The sequence below is a fragment of the Mycobacterium sp. genome, assembly GCF_032159565.1.
Classification (GTDB): domain Bacteria; phylum Actinomycetota; class Actinomycetes; order Mycobacteriales; family Mycobacteriaceae; genus Mycobacterium.
Genome location: NZ_JAVHWR010000127.1, coordinates 47,957 through 66,347, shown reverse-complemented (window position 1 = coordinate 66,347; position 18,391 = coordinate 47,957). Strand labels below are relative to the sequence as shown.

General features: G+C 67.2%; 19 protein-coding genes. 4 read left to right on the top strand and 15 right to left on the bottom strand.

Annotation, left to right across the window (positions count from 1 at the left end; translation table 11 throughout):
* Positions 1 to 78: 78 nt before the first annotated feature.
* Positions 79 to 852: a class I SAM-dependent methyltransferase gene (locus QOC76_RS16220; RefSeq protein ID WP_526358086.1), complete on the top strand. Its 774-nt coding sequence runs from the start codon at positions 79 to 81 to the stop codon at positions 850 to 852.
* Here QOC76_RS16220 and QOC76_RS16215 read toward each other — a convergent pair.
* Together QOC76_RS16215 and QOC76_RS16210 are read right to left on the bottom strand one after the other, a co-directional pair.
* Positions 840 to 1,181, bottom strand: coding sequence for a CD225/dispanin family protein (locus QOC76_RS16215; protein ID WP_526358084.1), 342 nt, complete (start codon positions 1,179 to 1,181; stop codon positions 840 to 842). The genes QOC76_RS16220 and QOC76_RS16215 overlap by 13 nt on opposite strands.
* Before the next feature lie 62 nt (positions 1,182 to 1,243).
* Positions 1,244 to 2,044 (bottom strand): MBL fold metallo-hydrolase, encoded by an 801-nt coding sequence (locus tag QOC76_RS16210; RefSeq protein WP_526358082.1) that lies wholly within the window; start codon positions 2,042 to 2,044, stop codon positions 1,244 to 1,246.
* 79 nt (positions 2,045 to 2,123) lie between these two features.
* Between QOC76_RS16210 and QOC76_RS16205 the strand changes: the two genes are divergently transcribed.
* Both QOC76_RS16205 and QOC76_RS16200 read left to right on the top strand, forming a co-directional pair.
* The gene (locus tag QOC76_RS16205; RefSeq protein ID WP_526358080.1) at positions 2,124 to 3,602 is read left to right on the top strand and encodes a glutamate-cysteine ligase family protein; all 1,479 of its coding nucleotides are present in this window, start codon (positions 2,124 to 2,126) and stop codon (positions 3,600 to 3,602) included.
* Positions 3,599 to 4,045 (top strand): hypothetical protein, encoded by a 447-nt coding sequence (locus tag QOC76_RS16200; RefSeq protein WP_526358078.1) that lies wholly within the window; start codon positions 3,599 to 3,601, stop codon positions 4,043 to 4,045. Before QOC76_RS16205 ends, QOC76_RS16200 begins: the two co-directional genes overlap by 4 nt.
* Here QOC76_RS16200 and QOC76_RS16195 read toward each other — a convergent pair.
* The 13 genes from QOC76_RS16195 to QOC76_RS16135 all read right to left on the bottom strand — a co-directional run bounded on the left by QOC76_RS16195 (position 4,039) and on the right by QOC76_RS16135 (position 17,694).
* Positions 4,039 to 5,427, bottom strand: a complete 1,389-nt coding sequence (locus tag QOC76_RS16195; RefSeq protein WP_526358076.1) for a dicarboxylate/amino acid:cation symporter — start codon at positions 5,425 to 5,427, stop codon at positions 4,039 to 4,041. The genes QOC76_RS16200 and QOC76_RS16195 overlap by 7 nt on opposite strands.
* A gap of 49 nt (positions 5,428 to 5,476) precedes the next feature.
* Positions 5,477 to 6,604 (bottom strand): ergothioneine biosynthesis PLP-dependent enzyme EgtE, encoded by a 1,128-nt coding sequence (gene egtE, locus QOC76_RS16190; protein WP_526358074.1) that lies wholly within the window; start codon positions 6,602 to 6,604, stop codon positions 5,477 to 5,479.
* Positions 6,601 to 7,566: an L-histidine N(alpha)-methyltransferase gene (gene egtD, locus QOC76_RS16185; protein ID WP_526358072.1), complete on the bottom strand. Its 966-nt coding sequence runs from the start codon at positions 7,564 to 7,566 to the stop codon at positions 6,601 to 6,603. The genes egtE and egtD overlap by 4 nt, the downstream gene beginning before the upstream one ends.
* Positions 7,563 to 8,258 carry an ergothioneine biosynthesis protein EgtC gene (egtC, locus tag QOC76_RS16180; protein ID WP_526358070.1) on the bottom strand — a complete coding sequence of 232 codons (696 nt, stop codon included), beginning with the start codon at positions 8,256 to 8,258 and terminating at the stop codon, positions 7,563 to 7,565. Before egtC ends, egtD begins: the two co-directional genes overlap by 4 nt.
* On the bottom strand, positions 8,258 to 9,547 hold the full coding sequence (egtB, locus tag QOC76_RS16175; protein WP_526358068.1) for an ergothioneine biosynthesis protein EgtB: 1,290 nt from the start codon (positions 9,545 to 9,547) through the stop codon (positions 8,258 to 8,260). The genes egtC and egtB overlap by 1 nt, the downstream gene beginning before the upstream one ends.
* Positions 9,544 to 10,839 carry an ergothioneine biosynthesis glutamate--cysteine ligase EgtA gene (gene egtA, locus QOC76_RS16170; RefSeq protein WP_526358066.1) on the bottom strand — a complete coding sequence of 432 codons (1,296 nt, stop codon included), beginning with the start codon at positions 10,837 to 10,839 and terminating at the stop codon, positions 9,544 to 9,546. Before egtA ends, egtB begins: the two co-directional genes overlap by 4 nt.
* Positions 10,840 to 10,971: 132 nt before the next feature.
* Entirely contained in the window at positions 10,972 to 11,646 is a 675-nt protein-coding gene (locus tag QOC76_RS16165) for a sensor domain-containing protein (protein ID WP_526358064.1), read from the bottom strand.
* A gap of 4 nt (positions 11,647 to 11,650) precedes the next feature.
* Positions 11,651 to 12,079 carry an organic hydroperoxide resistance protein gene (locus QOC76_RS16160; protein ID WP_526358062.1) on the bottom strand — a complete coding sequence of 143 codons (429 nt, stop codon included), beginning with the start codon at positions 12,077 to 12,079 and terminating at the stop codon, positions 11,651 to 11,653.
* Positions 12,080 to 12,124: 45 nt separating this feature from the next.
* Positions 12,125 to 13,570, bottom strand: a complete 1,446-nt coding sequence (locus QOC76_RS16155) for a catalase (RefSeq protein WP_526358060.1) — start codon at positions 13,568 to 13,570, stop codon at positions 12,125 to 12,127.
* A gap of 137 nt (positions 13,571 to 13,707) precedes the next feature.
* Positions 13,708 to 14,097 (bottom strand): hypothetical protein, encoded by a 390-nt coding sequence (locus QOC76_RS16150; RefSeq protein WP_526358058.1) that lies wholly within the window; start codon positions 14,095 to 14,097, stop codon positions 13,708 to 13,710.
* Positions 14,098 to 14,187: 90 nt separating this feature from the next.
* Positions 14,188 to 15,327 carry a DUF4185 domain-containing protein gene (locus tag QOC76_RS16145; RefSeq protein ID WP_526358056.1) on the bottom strand — a complete coding sequence of 380 codons (1,140 nt, stop codon included), beginning with the start codon at positions 15,325 to 15,327 and terminating at the stop codon, positions 14,188 to 14,190.
* Between the two features lie 23 nt (positions 15,328 to 15,350).
* Positions 15,351 to 16,397: an aspartate-semialdehyde dehydrogenase gene (locus QOC76_RS16140; RefSeq protein WP_526358054.1), complete on the bottom strand. Its 1,047-nt coding sequence runs from the start codon at positions 16,395 to 16,397 to the stop codon at positions 15,351 to 15,353.
* A gap of 31 nt (positions 16,398 to 16,428) precedes the next feature.
* Positions 16,429 to 17,694, bottom strand: a complete 1,266-nt coding sequence (locus QOC76_RS16135; protein ID WP_526358052.1) for an aspartate kinase — start codon at positions 17,692 to 17,694, stop codon at positions 16,429 to 16,431.
* Between the two features lie 86 nt (positions 17,695 to 17,780).
* On the opposite strand from QOC76_RS16135, the gene QOC76_RS16130 reads away from it, so the two are divergent.
* Positions 17,781 to 18,383: a nitroreductase family protein gene (locus QOC76_RS16130; RefSeq protein WP_526358050.1), complete on the top strand. Its 603-nt coding sequence runs from the start codon at positions 17,781 to 17,783 to the stop codon at positions 18,381 to 18,383.
* Positions 18,384 to 18,391 lie beyond the last annotated feature (8 nt).

Below are 18,391 nucleotides of genomic sequence, written 5' to 3'. Positions count from 1 at the left end.
GTGGTGCCCTGGTCGATCGCCGCGATGAACTCTGCCAACTACCTGCTCCCCTTCTGACGGCTCCAGTCGTCCATCATCATGGACTACATGGCTCGCGAGATCGTCGACATTGATCGCATGCCCCGGGGCGGGCCCAACGCCTCATGCCTCGATCGGCTACTGCAGACCGATCGCCTGGAGTACCTCGATCGCCAGGACGTCGACGAGGAGAAGAAGCGCAGCGTGATCAGGGCTCTCGAGTGGACCGGTGCGGTGTTCGGCAGCACCGAGAAGTTCGCGCGGATCGCGCTCGACGAAGTAGCCGACGTGCCCGACCCCAAGATCCTCGAACTCGGCGCAGGCCACGGTGCCCTGTCGCGCACGCTGCTCGAGTGGCATCCGACCGCCGAGCTGACCGTCACCGACGTGGAGGCCGCATCGGTGCAGGCGATCGTCGACGGTGACCTCGGCGCACACCACCGCGCGACCGTGCGGGAGATGGACGCGACGGCGATCGACGCGTCGGATCGGCACTTCGATCTGGCCGTGTTCGTGCTGTCCTTCCACCACCTCTCACCGACACTGGCGTCGCAGGTGCTGGCCGAAGGCACACGGGCGGCGGCCAAGCTGTTGATCATCGACTTGCCACGGCCCCCGTCTGCGCTGCACATCGTGCGGCTCGCGACCATGCTGCCCTTCGCGCCGTGGCTGCCGTTCGTGCACGACGGCGTGATCAGCTCGCTGCGTACCTACAGCCCGTCGGCTTTGCGTGCGCTCGCCACACACGCCGACCCGTCGATCGACATCGAGCTGCGCAGCGGGCTGATGAGCCCGCAGATCGCGGTCGCCAGCCGCAGGTCTCAGTCCATATAGCCGCGGTGGTGGCCCCAGTCGCCGCCCTGGGAGATCAGCACCATCACGAAGATGGCGTAGAAGATCACGAACAGCAGCAGCAACCCGCCCGCGATCCACAGCGACAGCTGGCCCAGTCGGCGCACGCGATCCGACGCGTACTGCGCGCCGGCGAAGTTCCCCGCCGCCCACAGCGGATAGACGTTGAACGCGTGGGTGAAAGCCGAGAACGACAGTGGCCAGAAGAACAGCACGGCGGCGACGGCCCAGCCGGCGTGGTGCGGCGGCGGGCCGGGCGGTAAAGCCGCAGGCGGGGTCTGCGTCGGGGTGGTCGGTTCGGATTCAGTCATTTTTCGGACTCCCTGTCGATGAACTACGACACATCCGAAGGTACTGCCATCGACGGCGGCCGTCAGATGCTGACCGAGGCTCCCCGCTCGAGTTCGATGATGCGGTCGGCGATGCCGCGCCGCTTCATCTCCTCGACGAAGTCCGACAGCGGCGAGGCGAAGACCCCGTAATCGTCGAAGTGCACCGGGATCATCCTGGGCAGTTTCAGCGCCTCGACCGCGTCAGCGCCCTGCCTGCCGTCCATGGTGACCGTCAGGCCGAACGGCAACCGGCGCCCCGCAGGCAGTCGGGTGCCGCCGAGATGCAGCACGCCGACGTCGATGGCCTCGAACCGCACCGGGATCTCACTGAGCTCGTCGACCAGCAGCGTGTCGCCGGAGACATAGAGCCGGCGCGTCTGCCCGCCGGAGGTGAACTCCAGCATGCTGCCCATCACCGGCGGCAGCATGCGATGTATCGGAGCCGGGGCATGCCTGCCGGGTAGCGCGGTCACGTTCACCACGGTGTCGCCCTTGACGATGTTGTGTTTCTGCCAGGTCTGCAGGCCCAACGCGGAGCCGAATCCGCGGTGACTAAGCCGCTTTGCGGCGTGCGGCGTGGTGAGTACGGGCAGCTCGTGATCCAGTTCGGTCGTCGCCCTGCGGTCCCAATGGTCGCCGTGCATGTGCGACAGCACCACCGCTTCCAGCGGCGGCAACTGATCGATGTCGATCGCAGGTTCCCGCAGGCGCTTGGACACCAGCCCGTAGCCGAGATAGGCGTGTTGACCGCGGTGCAAAAAGTTCGGGTCGGTCAGCAGGGTGACGCCGCCACCGGAGATCAGCGTGGTGGCGTTGCCGACGAAGGTGACGGTGACTTCCATCGCCCAGGGCTACCCGGCGCACCGCGGTTTATGCACGATTTCCTTGCGCGCGCGCCATGGAGCCTGTTCCATCGGCGTTGTGGGCGAAGAGGTGAAGCAGACGGACTTCAGTCGCGCGCACCGCCGCGAATACCGACGCAAGGTCCAGCTGTGCCTCGACGTCTTCGAAACGATGCTGACCCGGTCGAGTTTCGAGTTCGAGCGTCCGTTGACGGGCATGGAGATCGAGTGCAACCTCGTCGACGGCGGCTATCAGCCCGCGATGAGCAACGAGGAAGTGCTCGCGTCCATCGCCGATCCGGCCTACCAGACCGAATTGGGCGCCTACAACATAGAATTCAACGTTCCGCCCCGCCCGTTGCCCGGCCGCGCGGCACTCGAGCTGGAGTCCGATGTCCGGGCCAGCCTCAACGCCGCGGAATCCAAGGCGAACTCGAGCGGCTCCCACATCGTGATGATCGGCATTCTTCCGACGCTGATGCCCGAACACCTTTCGGGCGACTGGATGAGCGAGTCCACCCGCTACCAGGCCCTCAACGACTCCATTTTCGTCGCCAGAGGCGAGGACATCCAGATCGACATCACGGGGCCGGAGCGGCTCAGCCTGCAGGCCGCCTCCATCGCACCCGAATCCGCTTGCACCAGTATGCAATTGCATCTGCAGGTATCGCCGGAAGACTTCGCGAAGAACTGGAACGCGGCGCAGGTGCTGGCAGGCCCGCAGCTCGCGCTGGGCGCCAACTCGCCCTATTTCTTCGGGCACCAACTGTGGGCGGAGACGCGGATCGAACTGTTCGCCCAAGCCACCGACACCCGGCCCGACGAGCTCAAGGCGCAGGGCGTGCGGCCGCGGGTCTGGTTCGGCGAGCGGTGGATCACGTCGATCTTCGACCTGTTCGAGGAAAACGTCCGCTACTTCCCTTCGCTGTTGCCTGAGCTGTCCGACGAGGACCCGGTCGCCGAACTGGCCGAGGGCCGCACACCGAAGCTCGCGGAGCTGCGGCTGCACAACGGCACGATCTACCGGTGGAACAGGCCGGTGTACGACGTCGTCGACGGCCGACCTCACCTTCGGGTGGAGAACCGCGTGCTGCCCGCAGGTCCGACCGTCATCGACATGATGGCCAACTCGGCGTTCTACTACGGGGTATTGCGCAGCCTGTCGGACGACGATCGTCCGCTGTGGACGAAGATGAGTTTCGCTGCGGCACATCAGAATTTCCTCGAAGCGGCGCAGAACGGCATGGACGCCCGGCTTTATTGGCCTGGCTTGGGCGAGGTGACACCCGACGAACTCGTGCTGCGCCAACTGCTGCCGATGGCACGCGAGGGCCTACGCAGCTGGGGTGTCTCCGACGGGGTGTCCGACCGGTATCTCGGCGTCATCGAGGGCCGCGCCAAGACGGGCCGCAACGGCTCGGCCTGGCAGGTGGAGACGGTGCGGGCACTGCAGAAGCGCGGCATGGCCCGGCCGGAGGCGCTGGCCGAGATGCTGCATCTCTACTGCGGGCGGATGCACAGCAACGAACCGGTGCACACCTGGGAGGTCGACGCGTGAGGACGGTGTGGAGGGCGTTGCCCGTCGTCGCGGTGCTGACCGTCGCGCTGATGGCGTGCCAGGCGGTCCGCAATGCTGACGCCGACCCGGTGGAGTTCACGCTCGGCAAGGAGTTCAATCTCGGCGCAGGACAGGAAGCCGTGTCGGGCGGCGACGATCTGCGGGTGCGGTTCAGCGATGTGCTCGAGGACTCCCGCTGTCCGACCGAGGTCGAGTGCTTCTGGACCGGGCAGGCGCGCATCGCCGTGCTGATCGAGCCGGCCGGAAGACCCGCTGCGACAGCGGATTTCAACACCAACCCGGCGCCGGGCCAAATCGCGCAGACCGTTCGTGTCGACGACTACACGGTCGAGTTGAAGGCGCTGGACCCATATCCGCGCACACCCGACGAGCCGATCTCGTTCGAGGACTACCGGGCGACGCTGCTGGTGCAGCGTCAGTGACCGGCGCCGGCCGTCGCCGGTTCCTTCTCGTCGGTAGACGCGTCATCCTCGGTGTCGCCGTCGTCGATCATGGTGCGTTCGTCGAACGGGATGTCGCCGTCGAGCACGTTCCGCAATCGATCGCCGTCCACCGAGCCCGTCCACGTCCCGACCAACACGGTTGCCACGGCATTACCCGAGAAGTTGGTGACGGCGCGGGCCTCGGACATGAACCGGTCGATACCGACGATGATGCCGACACCGTCGAGCAGGTCGGGACGGTGGCTCTGCAGGCCGGCGGCCAGCGTCGCAAGCCCAGCGCCGCTGACCCCCGCAGCACCCTTCGACGCGATGATCATGAATGCCAGCAGACCGAGTTGCTGGGGTATCGACATCGGGGTGCCCATGGCGTCCGCGATGAACAGGGACGCCATCGTCAGGTAGATCGCGGTACCATCCAGGTTGAACGAATAGCCGGTCGGCACAACGATTCCCACCGTCGCCGGCTTGATTCCCGCGTGCTCCATTTTCGCGATGAGCCGTGGCAACGCCGACTCCGACGACGACGTCGCCACGATCAAGAGGTACTCGCGGGCCAGGTAGCGGACCAACTTGAAGATCGACACCCGGCTGACCGTCCACAGCACGGCGCCGAGCACACCGAAGACGAAGATGAGGCAGGTCAGATAGAACGCCAGCATCAGCACCGCGAGCTGGACGACCGCCTCGAATCCGGTGGCACCGACCACTTCGGCGATCGCCCCGAATGCGCCGATGGGCGCCGTCCACAGCACACCGAACAGGATGCGGAAGACGAGTTTCTGCAACAGCTCGATGCCGCGCAGCAGCGGTGCGCCGGCAGGGCCCAGCGTCTGGATTCCGAAGCCGACCAGGATCGCCACGAACAGCGCTTGCAGCACGTTGCCCGCCGTCAGCGACGAGAACAGCGTCGTCGGGATGATGTCGGAGATGAAGTCCATCGGGCCGCCCTCCGACGCCGCCTCGCCTGCCAGCTCGGCGCCCTTGCCAGGGTCGGCGGGGATGTTGAGGCCGGTTCCGGGCGCGATGATGTTCCCGACGACCAAACCGATGCCCAGCGCGACCGTGGACATGGCCAGGAAATACAGCAGCGCCAGACCGCCGACCTTGCCGACGGCGGCCGCCCGGATCTTGCCGATGCCGAGGACGACCGTGCAGAAGATGACCGGGATGATCATCATCTTGATCAGCTTGACGAACAACTCACCCAGGACGCCCAGCGATTTACCGGTGTCCGGTGCCAGCAGACCGACGGTGATTCCTGCGATCACGCCGATGATGACCAGGATGTAGAGCCAATGAGTGCGGTCGCGCTTTTCCTTCTTGGCCGGCTGTTCGCGCTCAGTGTCGACGTGCTCGGACATGGTCGGCCCCTTCGTGTCGTTCCTGTGGGGTAACCAGAAGTGTGCTGTGTCACACCTGTGCGGTCGCGGCCTTCAGGGCTTCGGCGAATGTCGCCAGTTCATCCGGCGTGGTATCGACGTGCGGGGACACCCGTAGGACCGGCGTGGCCATCTCGAAGGGCGCGCGCTGCACTTCGGCGTAGGTGGTGACGATTGCGCGCTCGGCGATCAGCCACGCTCGGACCTGCTGCGGATCCGCGCCGTTCGTGGCCACCAGCGTGGTGATTGCGGTCGGCTCATCGGCCGGCTCGACGACCCGCCAGCCCTTGACGTCCGCCAGGGCGTCGCGGGTCACTCGACCCTGCTGCGCCAGCGCAGTGCGGATGGCCTCCGGGCCCGCCGCCAAGAACTCACCGAGCGCTACCGAAAGGCCAACGCGCGCCGCAAGATTGGTTTCGCCGTGCTCCAATCGCTCCATCACCGTGAACGGCAGGTTCCACTCGGGTGGTGGCAGCCGCGGCCGAAGCCGCTCGACCAGTGCGGAGCGGATCGCAAGCACCCCTACGCCGCGTGGGCCCGCGAGCCACTTGCGCGACGACGAGTAGATCGCGTCGGCGCCCACCGCACAGTGGATGTGCCCGAGGGCCTGTGCGGCGTCGATGACCAACGGCAGTTCGAGCCCGCGGCACACCTCGGCAAGCTCACGGGCAGGCTGGACGATGCCGCGATGGCTGGCGAGCGCGGTCAGATGCACAAGCCCCGGCGGGCTGGCCGCCAGGAACGCCGCGGCCTCGTCGACGGCCAGTCGTCCCGCGCCGTCGACCGGCAGTACCCGCACGTCGAACCCGTTCGCCGCCATCACCGCGAGGTTGGGGCCGTACTCGCCGGGCAGGCAGGCGACGGTGCGCGGCGCCGTCCAGCTGCTCAGAAGCAGGTCGAGCGCGTGATTGGCGCCCGTGGTGTAGACGACATCAGCGGCCGTCATCCCGGTCAGCGCCGCCACCGCCGACCGGCCCGCGTCCAGGGCGGGCGCAGCTGCCGCCGCCGCGACGTAGCCACCCACCTCGGCCTCGTGCCGCGCGTGCTGAGCCGCGGCGTCGATGACCGCAAAACTCTGGCGCGAGCATGCGCCGCTGTCGAGATGCAGCCCGGCGACTTTCGGCCGGGCGGCGCGCCACCGGTCCGCCAGTTCGGTCACTTGGTGGACAGCGACAGCCCGAAGTCCGCCGCCCGGTCGGTCCACCAGTGTGTGCGCTCCAGGCCCGCGGCGGCCAGCTCGTGCGCCACACCTTCTTGGCGGAACTTGCATGACACCTCGGTGAGCATCTCCTCGCCCGCCGCGAAGTCCACGCTCAGATCCAGCGCCGCGACCCGCACCCGTTGCGCCGACCGGGCGCGCAGCCACATCTCGATGCGCTCCTCGTCGGCGTTCCAGCGGGCCACGTGCTCGAACTCGGCGAGATCGAAGTCGGCGTCGAGCTCACGGTTCACCACCGCGAGCACATTGCTATTGAACTGCGCCGTCACGCCCGCGCTGTCGTCGTAGGCGCGGACCAACCGGCCGGTGTCCTTGACCAGGTCGGTGCCCAGCAGCAGCGTGTCACCCGGTTGCAGCGTGGCCGACAGCGCAGACAGGAACTCGGCCCGCGGCCCCTTCGTCAGATTGCCGATCGTGGACCCGAGGAACACAACGAGGCGGCGCCCGACCCGGGGGATTTTGCCCAGGTGTTCCTCGAAATCACCGCAGACTGCGTCGATTTCGATGCCGGGATACTCGTCGAGGATGGCCGCGCTCGCGGCTTGCAGCATCCCGGCATCGAAGTCGAACGGGACGAACCGGCGCAGCGATCCGGTGTCGTGTAGCGCACTGAGCAGCAGCCTGGTCTTCTCCGAGGTGCCGCTGCCGAGCTCCACCAGCGTGTCGGCACCGGATGCGGCGGCGATCTCGGCTGACCGGTCGTGCAGGATCTCGGCCTCCGCCCTGGTCGGGTAGTACTCAGGTAGCCGGGTGATCTGATCGAACAGGTCGCTGCCCACCGAGTCGTAGAACCACTTGGGCGGCAACGATTTGGGTGTCTGCGTCAGACCGCGGTACACGTCGCGGCGCAATGCCCGCGCAGCGGAGTCCGCGGCGAGATGGTTGGACAGCGACAGCGTCATGCCGATCCTTTCAGCGCGGTCAACTCCATGCGAGAGTCACTGACCACCACGAGGTGGCGGTCGGGGATCTCCTGCCAATCCTTGTCGTCGTCGAACGGTTCGCTCGCCAGCACCACACCGTCATGTCGCCGCAGCGCGAACAACGTGTCACCCCACGTGGTGGCCCTCAGTTCAGAACCGTTGCCCGCCAGAATGTTCAGCCGGGCGTTCGGATCGGATGCGGCGACCTCGGTGATCGTGTCGCCGAGCGATTCGAGGCCGCGTTCGAAGATCAACGCGGCCAGCAGTGCGCTGTCGTTGGTCGATTCCGCGGCCGACGATGCCGGTAATACGGCTCGATCCACCAGGCCGTTGTGCGACAGCAGCCAGCGGCCGTCGCTGAACGGCGCCGACGCCGACGCCTCGATCGGCATGCCGACGCTCGCCGATCTCACCGCCGCGACCACGCAGCCGCTGCGCAGCACCGGCGCCACCGACGCGAACGACGCGTCGCCCCACAACGGGGCGGCGCTGCGCCAGCGCCGGGCCACACCGTGCTCGTCGAAAAACCCGACGCCCCAGCCGTCGGCGTTCATCAGGCCGTGTTTCTGCCGACGCGGCGAATACGACTGCACCAGTAGCCCGTACGGAGGGTCGAGAGTCAGCGATGCCACCGAACGCGGCTCGCCCAGCCAGCCAAGGTGGCGGCACATCAGACGTCCCAGGCCAATCGGACACCGCTGAAGATCTGCCTGCGAACCGGGTGGTCCCAGTTGCGAAAGCTCGGCCGCAGGATGTCGGCGGCGACGGCCCACGACCCGCCGCGCAGCACCTTGTAGTCGCCGTCGAAGAACGGCTGGCTGTATTGCTCGTAGAGCATCGGTGTGAATCCGGGCCATGGCCTCAACGGCGACGACGTCCACTCCCAGACATCGCCGAGCATCTGCTCGACGCCGTAGGCCGACGCCCCTGCCGGATATGCGCCGACCGGAGCGGGGCGTAACGAGTCGCCGCCCAGATTGGCCAGCGCATCGGTGGGTTCGGATGCGCCCCAAGGGAAGCGGCGCCGAGTGTCGGCTTCCGGATCCCATGCGCACGCCTTCTCCCATTCCATCTCGGTGGGAAGGCGCGCGCCCGCCCAGGCCGCATAGGCCTCCGCCTCGAAGCACGTGACGTGCGCTACGGGCTCGTCGGCGGGAATGTCCTCGACGTGGCCGAACCGGGTGCGGGTGCCGGCAAGATCGCCAGCGTTCCAGAACTGCGGCGCCGTCAATCCCGCCTGCTCGCGATGCGACCAACCGCGCCGCGACCACCACCGCGGCTCCCGGTAACCGCCGTCGTCGACGAACTGTCGCCATTCACCGTTGGTCACCGGCACCCGGCCGATGCGGAAGCCGGGCACATCGACGACGTGGGCGGAGCGCTCGTTGTCGAGTGACTGCGGTTCGGTCACGGCGTCGACGCCGAGGACGAACGGGCCGCCGGGCACCGGCACCGACGTGCCTGCCACACCGGGCCTGCCTGGCGGAAGCGGAGCCCCACGGCCCAGCAGCGGGGGCCCCGATCGCAGATTGAGGGCCTGCAGCATCGTCTCGTCGTGCTGGTTCTCGTGGCTGACCACCAGCCCGAAACTGAACGCCGCCTCGCCGTCGTCGTCGGTCAGCGCATCGAGGCTGTCGAGCGCCTTGTTTCGCACCGTCGCGCAGTAGGCCCGCGCATCGGTTGGCGGAAGGAGCGGCAGGTCGACGCGGCCTGCCCGCGGGTTGGCGAAGGCGTCGTAGAGCCGCTCGACATCCGGCGCCAGCATGCCCGGCTGACGCGGGTCGTTAGCGCGTAACAGCCAGAGCTCCTCCTGCCAGCCGATATGCGCCAGGTCCCACAGCAGCGGGCTCATCAGCGGGTCGTACTGCCGGTGGAGTTCGGCGTCGTCGAATTCGACCAGCCGAAGCGTCCGGTCACGCGCCGTTGTCAGCCGGCGCGCCAGAGTCTCGCGTGAGCTCACAGCTCCCCTTGTGCCAGTTCGGTGACCGCGGTCGCGATCCCCTTGCGCACCACCCGGTCGGAGAAGTCGTCGGCCGGACTGCGTCCCTGCTCCACCGAACGCACCAGCCGCTGCATGGATTCCTCGACTTCGGCAGGGGCCCGTTCGGCCGCCGCCTGCACGCAGCGGGTCGCGGCCTCGTGCAGCCGCCGATCGCCCAACCCGATCTGTGCGGCACGGTCCCATGCCGTCGCTACGGGTTCGGTGGCTTCGGCGGCGATGTCTGCCGCGACGGGATCGTCGAGCAGCGTGGTGAGGGTGAAGACCAGAGCGGGCCACTGCGCGTCGGGCACGCTGTCGAGGTAGCGGATCTCCAGGAACCGCCGCGGCCGCACCGGCGGGAACAGCGTCGTCAGGTGGTAGTCCAGGTCGGCGACGGTGGGACGGCGGTCGCCGAGCAGCACGCGGCCGTCGGCCCAGTCTGCGAACGGCACCCAGTCGGTCACCGGCACCGCGTCCATCTCCGGCGTGGGGTGGACCAGCATGACGGGGGCCTTCATCGCGTAGCGCGCCCAGTCGCTTGCCGGGTGCTCGCCGTCGGTACCGAGGATCGGGCCGCACCGAGCCGAGTCCAGCTGACTCCACACCCACTGCCGCGAACTGCGCCAGCCGGTGAACTTGCCGCCGAGCAGCGGCGAGTTGGCCGCGATCGCGACCATCACCGGGCCCAGCGCGTGCGCCAGCCGGACCCGTGCCGCCCATTCGGCCTGTGGCCCTGCCTCGAGATTGACCTGCACCGACGCCGTCGACGTCATCATCGCCGCCCCGGCTGCGCCGGTCTGGCTGGCCACGAAGAACTCCTCCATGGCGAGGTAGCGGTCGCCGGGGTTGACGCGTTTGGCCGGCCGCAGCGGATCGGCGCCGAGCAGCACCAGACCCAGACCGGCCTCGGCGAACGCCGACTGCAGTACTGCCCGGTCAGCGGCCATGGCGGTGATCGCGGACAGCACGCCGTCGAACGGCGGCCCGGACAGTTCCACCGCCCCGCCGGGCTCGACGGTGATCGGGCTTCCGCCGGGCATGGCTCCGATGCCCGCGATGACCCCGGTTATCTCGTCCCATGCCGGGCGACGCGACGGATCAGCGAGATCGAAGCAATGCGCCTCGATTTCCAGCCCGACCCGGCCGACGGGGCCGTCGGTGAGACACGACTCGCCGATCATCAGCGCAGCACTATTGGCGCTGGTCAACTCGGTCCCGGCGGTGTCGGTTGGGTGTCCTTCGTCCAGGTCGGTCGGCATGGTGTTGGTCATACCTGCCATCCCTCTCGGGTCTGCAGCGGTCGCGGCCTTCTCTCCATCTTGCAGAGCGGACTGACAAAAATCTTTGTGCAGCGCGATTCTTGGCCTGACAGATCGATGACGTCTACCCGGACAGGCCGGGTGCTACTGCCCCAGTGTGTTCTGCATCGCGCCTGCCAGCACGTTCACCGCGGGCCCGCCGTTGCCTGGCTGGCAGACTTTCGCCTGCAGCAGAACATTCTCCCGCAAGCGAGTCGTATTGAAGCACCGCCGGTCTGTTCCCGCCTCCTGCTTGACCCAGTCCGCGTCGGTGGCCGACGCAGGCCCACCGGTGAATGTCCACACCTCGGTGGTCATGTTGTCCAGGTGCATGGCCGTGGTCAGGCCCGAGCACCCGACGGTCCGGTCCACCACCCGGTGGAAGGCCCGGGCGGCGGCGTCGTTGGTGGCGAACACACCGACGGCCTGCTTGACGAAGTGCGTCATGTCGGTCGCCGACTCCTGCGCAGAGGCGCCGTTGAACGACGCAAGGTCGGGATCGAGATAGACCTCGGGCAGACCGATGTCGGCCCAGTTGTTGCACGCCGGGTCGTCGACGTAGAACGACTGGAACGGGTCGGTGAAGGTGGACTCGAACCGCAAAGTGGCGCCGACGATGTTGCCGACCGACCCCTTGCCCAGAACGGCGTAGTTCACCACTCCCGGATCGGAAGGGCGCGCTTCCGCCGGAGCGGCGACCGCCAGCCCGATGACCAGACCGACGCCGGCCAGGGCGACCAGCGTTCTCCGCCGGCCGCTGCGCGGCCGCCGGGGCGTCATACGGCTAGACCTTCGCCGACAGCTTGACGTCGATGTTGCCGCGGGTCGCCTTCGAATACGGGCACACGCCGTGCGCCTTCTCCATCAATTCCTCGGCGGCGCTCTGCTCGAGGCCGGGCAGATACCCGATCAGGTGCGCGTTGATGCCGAAGCCGCCTTCCGAATCCTTGCCGAAGCCGACCTGCGCCGTGATGCCTGTGGCGTCGTCGAGGTCGATCTTCTCGTTGCGGGCGACCAGCCTCAGCGCGCCGAGGAAACACGCGGCGTAGCCGGCAGAGAACAGCTCTTCTGGGTTGGTCCCCTCGCCGTTGCCGCCCATCTCCTTCGGCGGGCGGGTGTCCAGGTCGATCCTGCCGGTCGACGCCTTCACGTGGCCGTCGCGGCCACCTCCGGTTGCGGTTGACTCTGCGGTGAAAACGACTTCGATGCTCATGGGGTCGATCATGCCAGCCCGCGAGGTGACGGCAAGACGCCCCGGTCACTCGTTGCCGCGCACGCCTTCCTCGACCTTCTTACCGAGGTCGGGGTCGACGTTGCGCCAATACTCGAAGACCCGGGAAAGCACAGGCTCGCGCACTCCATCGGATACGTGACCGACGATGTTGTGCGCCAAGCGGTCTCGCTGCTCGTCGTCGAGCACCTCACGGACCATCGTGCCCGCCTGGCCCCAGTCGTCGTCGTCCTGGCGCAGTGCGTAGGCGGTGCGGACCATGTCACCGTCGGCCGCCCAGTGCACCTCGGCCGCGCGTCTCGCGTCCACTTCGGGTCCACCCATCGAGTTCGGTGTGTAGACCGGATCGCTCACTTTGCGGATCCGCATCGCCCCATCCTTGGAGTAGGCGTTCACCTCGACGTGAGGCTCGTTGACAGGGATCTGCTTGTAGTTCACCCCGAGCCGGGCGCGGTGCGCATCCGAGTAGGAGAAGCCGCGGGCCAGCAGCATCTTGTCGGGGCTCAGCCCGGTACCCGGCACGATGTTGTTCGGCTCGAACGCGGCCTGTTCGATCTCGGCGTGGTAGTCGGTGACGTTGCGGTTCAACGTCATCTTGCCGACCTCGTGCAGCGGGTAGTCGCCGTGCGGCCACACCTTGGTCAGGTCGAACGGGTTGTACCGGTAGGTCTTGGCGTCCTCGAACGGCATGATCTGCACGTGCAGCGTCCAGCTCGGAAAGTTGCCGTCCTGGATCGAGCTGTACAGGTCGCGCTGGTGGTAGTCGCCGTCCTCGCCGGCCAGTCGATCGGCGTCCTCCTGGGTCAGGAAGTCGACGCCCTGGTCGGTCTTGAAATGGTATTTGACCCAGAACAATTCGCCGTCGGCGTTGAGCCAGCTATAGGTGTGGCTGGAGTAACCGTTCATGTTGCGCCAGGTTTTCGGGATGCCCCGATCGCCCATCAGCCAGGTGACCTGGTGCGCCGACTCCGGCGACAGCGTCCAGAAGTCCCACTGCATGTGGTGGTCGCGCAGGTTCGTCGCCTGCATACGCTTCTGGCTGCGGATGAAGTTCTGGAATTTCATCGGGTCACGCACAAAGAACACCGGGGTGTTGTTGCCCACCATGTCGAAGTTGCCCTCGCTGGTGTAGAACTTCAGCGCGAAGCCGCGGGGGTCGCGCCAGGTGTCTGGGCTGCCGCGCTCGCCTGCGACGGTCGAGAACCTGGCCACCATCTCGGTCTTGGCGCCGGGCTGCAGGAACGCCGCGCGGGTGTACTTGCTGACATCCTGGGTCACCTCGAACTGGCCGAACGCTCCGCCGCCCTTGGCGTGCGGCTGTCGCTCCGGGATGCGCTCCCGGTTGAAGTCGGCCATCTGCTCGATGAGGTAGTGATCCTGCAGCAGAATCGGGCCATCGGGCCCGACGGTCAGTGAGTGTTCGACGCTGGGTGCCGGTGCTCCGGAATCGGTCGTTGTGAACTTGTCGGCCATCGACTCATCTCCTCAATTTCGGCGATCTTTCGACAAGTACCCCAAAAAACGCATCGACAAAAGGGCCGAGTGTGCAGTTGCTTGCGCGTTGCGCGGTGGGGTCGCGCGCGAAGAACTGCACACTCGGCGGTTGACGATTAGGGACGGGCAGGTGCCGTGGTCGACGGAGTCTGCGGTTGTTGCGGCGACTCCGGCCGCTCGAAGCCGGGACCGCCTGGCCCGAAGCCCGGGCCTTGCCGTTCAAACCCGCCGCCCGGGCCGCCATGGTGGATGCTCGCGAAGTCGCGGTCTCCTCCGCCGTGGTGGTGGCCACCCTTATGACCACCCGCGTGTGCACCGAGGATGAAGCCGCTGAAGAAGATGACCGCGACGATGAAAACGACGCCGGCGACGATGCCGACCCAGACGGCTACCGCGCTGAGCCTCGAGCGGCGCGGCTCGCGCTCGACGTAGGTCGATGGCGACGCCGGCGTAGCTGTTGTCACGGGCGCCGTTTCGGGTTCAGGAGTGGACGTTGTTTCGCTCATGCCTTCGAGCATGCAAACGATTGTGATGCGCATGTCTTGATTTACATATGAATCAGCTGTGAATGAGGCGTCGCGTCAGGTGGTGGAGAGTTAGCCGAGCGGGAGTGGCTCTCCCGGCTTGAGCGGATTCACCGCGAACTGAATGACGCGGTAGGGCGCCTGCGCACGCGGCAGGGTGTTCCACTGACTGATGAATACCCGCAGCTCGTCGAGCGTGGAACCCGGCGAGATGTAGCCGCCGTACGGCTGCGCCAATCGGTTGACCTCGGGTGGGGGCAGATCTTCGGCAGGATCGGGCCACTCGCCGGCGAATACGACGGTGGTGACCGGCGCGGTGCCCAGCGCGGTGGGGTTCTCGGCGACCCGCACCTCCATGTTGCCGTTACCGGCGTTGAAGTAGGACAGCACCGTCTTGCCGTCGATCTGCCGAATGCTCATCTCGCCGACCCTGTCCGGCCACAGTGGTGTGGGCCGCCTGCCCCAGCCGCCGTCCGAGGACCAACCCTGCCAGCTGGACCGGTCGGTGAACGTCTCCCGCTTCGCGCGGTACAGAACCACTGGCCCAGTGCGGTCGAAGTTGTTGGCCACGATGTACACCCAGCCGGTAGGCGAGTCGGCCGTCGGGATGGGGTCGTAGTAGCCGCTGATCTGGCTCTGCCTGCCGCCCTCGAAACCTGCGTCGCGTTGCGAGCCGGGTAGCGTCGGCCAATTCCCTTGCGCCGGATCCGCTTTGACCATCCGGGATGACTTGGGCCGCAGATCTTCGGCAGTGGTCACCATCATGTAGTTGTCGCGGTTGATCTGCACGACGCCCGCGGGCAACTGCGACTCCCCCGGCTTCGCGCGGTCTGCGAGCAGCGGCTTGTCGGTGCCGGTGACGCCGTCGTATCGCACGCCGGTGGGGTCGTCGATCGAGTCGGTCTCGACGTGCAGCGCGACCGGCGAATACCAGCCGCCGAAGCCGACGCCCTGTCCTGCGAAGCTGTCACCGCACACCTGCAAGATGCCGCTGGGGAACTCCATGAACTCGCACAGGTCGGTGGCGCCGATGCCGTAATCGCCTGTCGGCGTTCCGGTTCCGGCCGTCGGCCCGATGCGCAGCACCTGACCCGGGGCCAGCGACGGCAGGATCGGCTCCGGAATCGGCGACGGCGGATCTGCATGTGCTGCGGGCGCCGCAAGCGCCGAAATCGACGTTATGGCGAGAATTACTCGAACATTTCCGCCCAAACGTGAGTTTCGGCGAGAGCGGCTCACAACTCGGCGGCCAGCAGCTCGGCTATCTGAATGGTGTTCAGCGCGGCGCCTTTTCGCAAATTGTCGCCAGACACGAACAACGCAAGGCCTCGACCGTCCGGCACACCGGGATCCCGGCGGATCCGGCCGACGAGCGACTCGTCGACACCGGCGGCGGCAAGCGGCGTCGGCACGTCCACCACCTTGACGCCGGCGGCTCCGGCGAGCAGTTCGGTGGCACGCTTCGGCGACAGCGGCTCGGCGAACTCGGCGTTGATTGACAGGGAGTGACCGGTGTAGACGGGCACCCGCACACAGGTGCCGCTCACCAGAAGATCGGGAATGCCGAGGATCTTGCGGCTCTCGTTGCGCAGCTTCTGGTCCTCGTCGGTCTCACCGGAGTCGTCGTCGACCAGCGAACCCGCCAGCGGGACAACGTTGAACGCGATCGGCGCGACGTACTTGTTCGACGGCGGGAACTCCAGCGCACCACCGTCGTGCACGAGCTTCTCACTGTCGTCGACGACGGCACGAGCCTGCTCGAAAAGCTCCTGGACGCCTGCCAGGCCGCTGCCCGAGACCGCCTGATACGTCGACGCGATGAAGCGCACCAGGCCTGCCTCGTCGTGCAGCACCTTCAGCACCGGCATCGCGGCCATGGTGGTGCAGTTCGGGTTGGCGATGATGCCCTTCTTGAGTGATCGAGCCCGGTTGGCGACGTCCCTCTCGAAGTTGACCTCGCTGACCACCAGCGGCACGTCCGGGTCCTTACGGAAGGCCGACGAGTTGTCGATGACGACGGCGCCCGCGGCGGCGAACCGCGGTGCCTGCACCCGCGACATCGTCGCGCCCGCCGAGAACAGGGCGATGTCCAGACCGGCCGGGTCGGCCGTCCCGGCGTCCTCCACCTCGATCTGCTGGCCGCGGTACTCCAGCTTCTTGCCCTGCGAACGCGCGGATGCGAAGAAACGCACCGAGGCTGCGGGAAAATCACGCTCGTCGAGTAGCGCGCGCATCACCTGGCCGACCTGTCCGGTCGCGCCGACTACACCGATGTTGACCAATTGCCTATCCCGTCACTTCGCTCGCCCCGGCCTAACGTCCGGTTCCCGCGTACACCACTGCCTCTTCCTCGCCACCGAGGCCGAACGCGTCGTGCAGCGCGGCCACGGCCTTGTCCAGCTCGGTGTCCCTGACGAGCACCGAGATCCTGATCTCCGAGGTGGAGATCAGGTCGATGTTCACCCCGACCTGGGCCAGCGCCTCGCAGAAGGTCGCCGTGACGCCCGGATGGGTGCGCATGCCCGCGCCGATCAGCGACACCTTGCCGATGTGGTCGTCGTACAGCACCTTGGTGAAGCCGATCTCGCGCTGCAGCGCCGTGAGTTTCTCCACCGCACCGGGCCCGCTGTCGCGCGAGCACGTGAACGTGATGTCGGTTTTGCCGTCCTCCACCTTGGAGATGTTCTGCAGGACCATGTCGATGTTCACATCGGCGTCGGCGACGGCGCGAAAGACCTTGGCGGCGTAGCCCGGAACGTCGGGCAGGCCGACGACGGTGACCTTCGCCTCGCTGCGGTCGTGCGCGACTCCGGTGAGAATGGCGTCTTCCACGGGGATGTCCTCCATCGATCCTTTGACCAGCGTGCCGGGCTTGTCGGTGTATGACGACCGGACGTGAATCGGAACGTCATACCGGCGGGCGTATTCCACGCAGCGCAGCATCAGCACCTTGGCCCCGGCCGCGGCCATCTCGAGCATCTCTTCGAAGGACACGGTGTCGAGGTGCCGCGCATTCGGCACGATCCGCGGGTCGGCGCTGAAGATGCCATCCACGTCGGTGTAGATCTCGCACACGTCGGCCTTCAGCGCGGCAGCCAGTGCGACGGCGGTGGTATCCGAACCGCCCCGACCGAGCGTGGTGACGTCCTTGCTGTCCTGGCTGACGCCCTGAAAGCCCGCGACGAGCACGATCAACCCCTCGTCGAGCGCGGAGCGCAGCCGGCCGGGGGTGACGTCGATGATCTTGGCATTGCCGTGGGTGCCGGTGGTGATCACACCCGCCTGCGACCCGGTGAAGGATCGGGCCTGGGCGCCGAGCGAGTCGATGGCCATCGCGACCAGCGCGTTGGAGATTCGCTCACCCGCGGTGAGCAGCATGTCCATCTCCCGCGCGGGCGGGGCCGGGCAGACCTGTCTGGCCAGGTCGAGCAGGTCATCGGTGGTGTCACCCATGGCCGAGACCACGACGACGACGTCGTTGCCCTGCTTCTTGGTTTCCACGATGCGCTCAGCGACGCGGCGGATCCGTTCGGCGTCAGAAACCGACGATCCGCCGTACTTCTGCACGACGAGCGCCACTGTCGGACCTTTCGGGTGTTGTGGAAGATCCCACCAAGGATAAGGGGTCTGCGCACCTCATTTACCTCGCCGGTAGCGTCACGGCTGTGGGCCGCAAGCCAGCCAAGAAAGTCGCCGAGACCCGGGTGCCGATCCACCCGGACATCGCCGCGCGGTGGAGTCCACGCATGTTCGACCCCGACGCCGTGCTGGACGACGAGCAGCTGGTCGCCGTTCTCGAGGCGGCGCGGTGGGCGGCGACGTGGGGACACCGGCAGCCCGTCCGCTTCATGGTCGGGTTACGTGGCGACGGGACCTTCGCCGACATCACCGAGCTGCTCAAGCGCGGCAACCGGTACGCGCACGCCGCGGGCGCACTCGTCGTGGTGTGCATCGATGAGGGTGAGGACGAACGCACCGCCCGCTACGCGGCGGTCGACGCGGGCGCGGCGATCGCACAGCTGACCATCGAGGCGGTGTCGCGCGGTTTGGTCGCGCACCCGATGGCCGGGTTCGACGCCGACGGCGCCTGTCAGGTATTCGGCATCCCGGCGGGCGCGCGTCCGGTTGCGGTGGTCGCCATCGGTTCGCTCGGCGACTACGGCAATGCGCCGCCGGAGATCGTCGAGCGCGACGCGAAGGGCCGCAGCCGGCTGCCGTTGAACGAGGTCGTGTTCGCGGGACACTGGGGCCGGCCGCTGTCGTTGTGACTACGGCC

Excerpts from the sequence above, each read along its gene's own strand:
- QOC76_RS16220 (WP_526358086.1), top strand. The coding sequence starts at position 79 with ATGGACTACATGGCTCGCGAGATCGTCGACATTGATCGCATGCCCCGG.
- QOC76_RS16215 (WP_526358084.1), bottom strand. The coding sequence starts at position 1,181 with ATGACTGAATCCGAACCGACCACCCCGACGCAGACCCCGCCTGCGGCT.
- QOC76_RS16210 (WP_526358082.1), bottom strand. The coding sequence starts at position 2,044 with ATGGAAGTCACCGTCACCTTCGTCGGCAACGCCACCACGCTGATCTCC.
- QOC76_RS16195 (WP_526358076.1), bottom strand. The coding sequence starts at position 5,427 with ATGTCCGAGCACGTCGACACTGAGCGCGAACAGCCGGCCAAGAAGGAA.
- egtD (WP_526358072.1), bottom strand. The coding sequence starts at position 7,566 with ATGACGCTGTCGCTGTCCAACCATCTCGCCGCGGACTCCGCTGCGCGG.
- egtC (WP_526358070.1), bottom strand. The coding sequence starts at position 8,258 with ATGTGCCGCCACCTTGGCTGGCTGGGCGAGCCGCGTTCGGTGGCATCG.
- egtA (WP_526358066.1), bottom strand. The coding sequence starts at position 10,839 with ATGACCAACACCATGCCGACCGACCTGGACGAAGGACACCCAACCGAC.
- QOC76_RS16165 (WP_526358064.1), bottom strand. The coding sequence starts at position 11,646 with ATGACGCCCCGGCGGCCGCGCAGCGGCCGGCGGAGAACGCTGGTCGCC.
- QOC76_RS16160 (WP_526358062.1), bottom strand. The coding sequence starts at position 12,079 with ATGAGCATCGAAGTCGTTTTCACCGCAGAGTCAACCGCAACCGGAGGT.
- QOC76_RS16155 (WP_526358060.1), bottom strand. The coding sequence starts at position 13,570 with ATGGCCGACAAGTTCACAACGACCGATTCCGGAGCACCGGCACCCAGC.
- QOC76_RS16150 (WP_526358058.1), bottom strand. The coding sequence starts at position 14,097 with ATGAGCGAAACAACGTCCACTCCTGAACCCGAAACGGCGCCCGTGACA.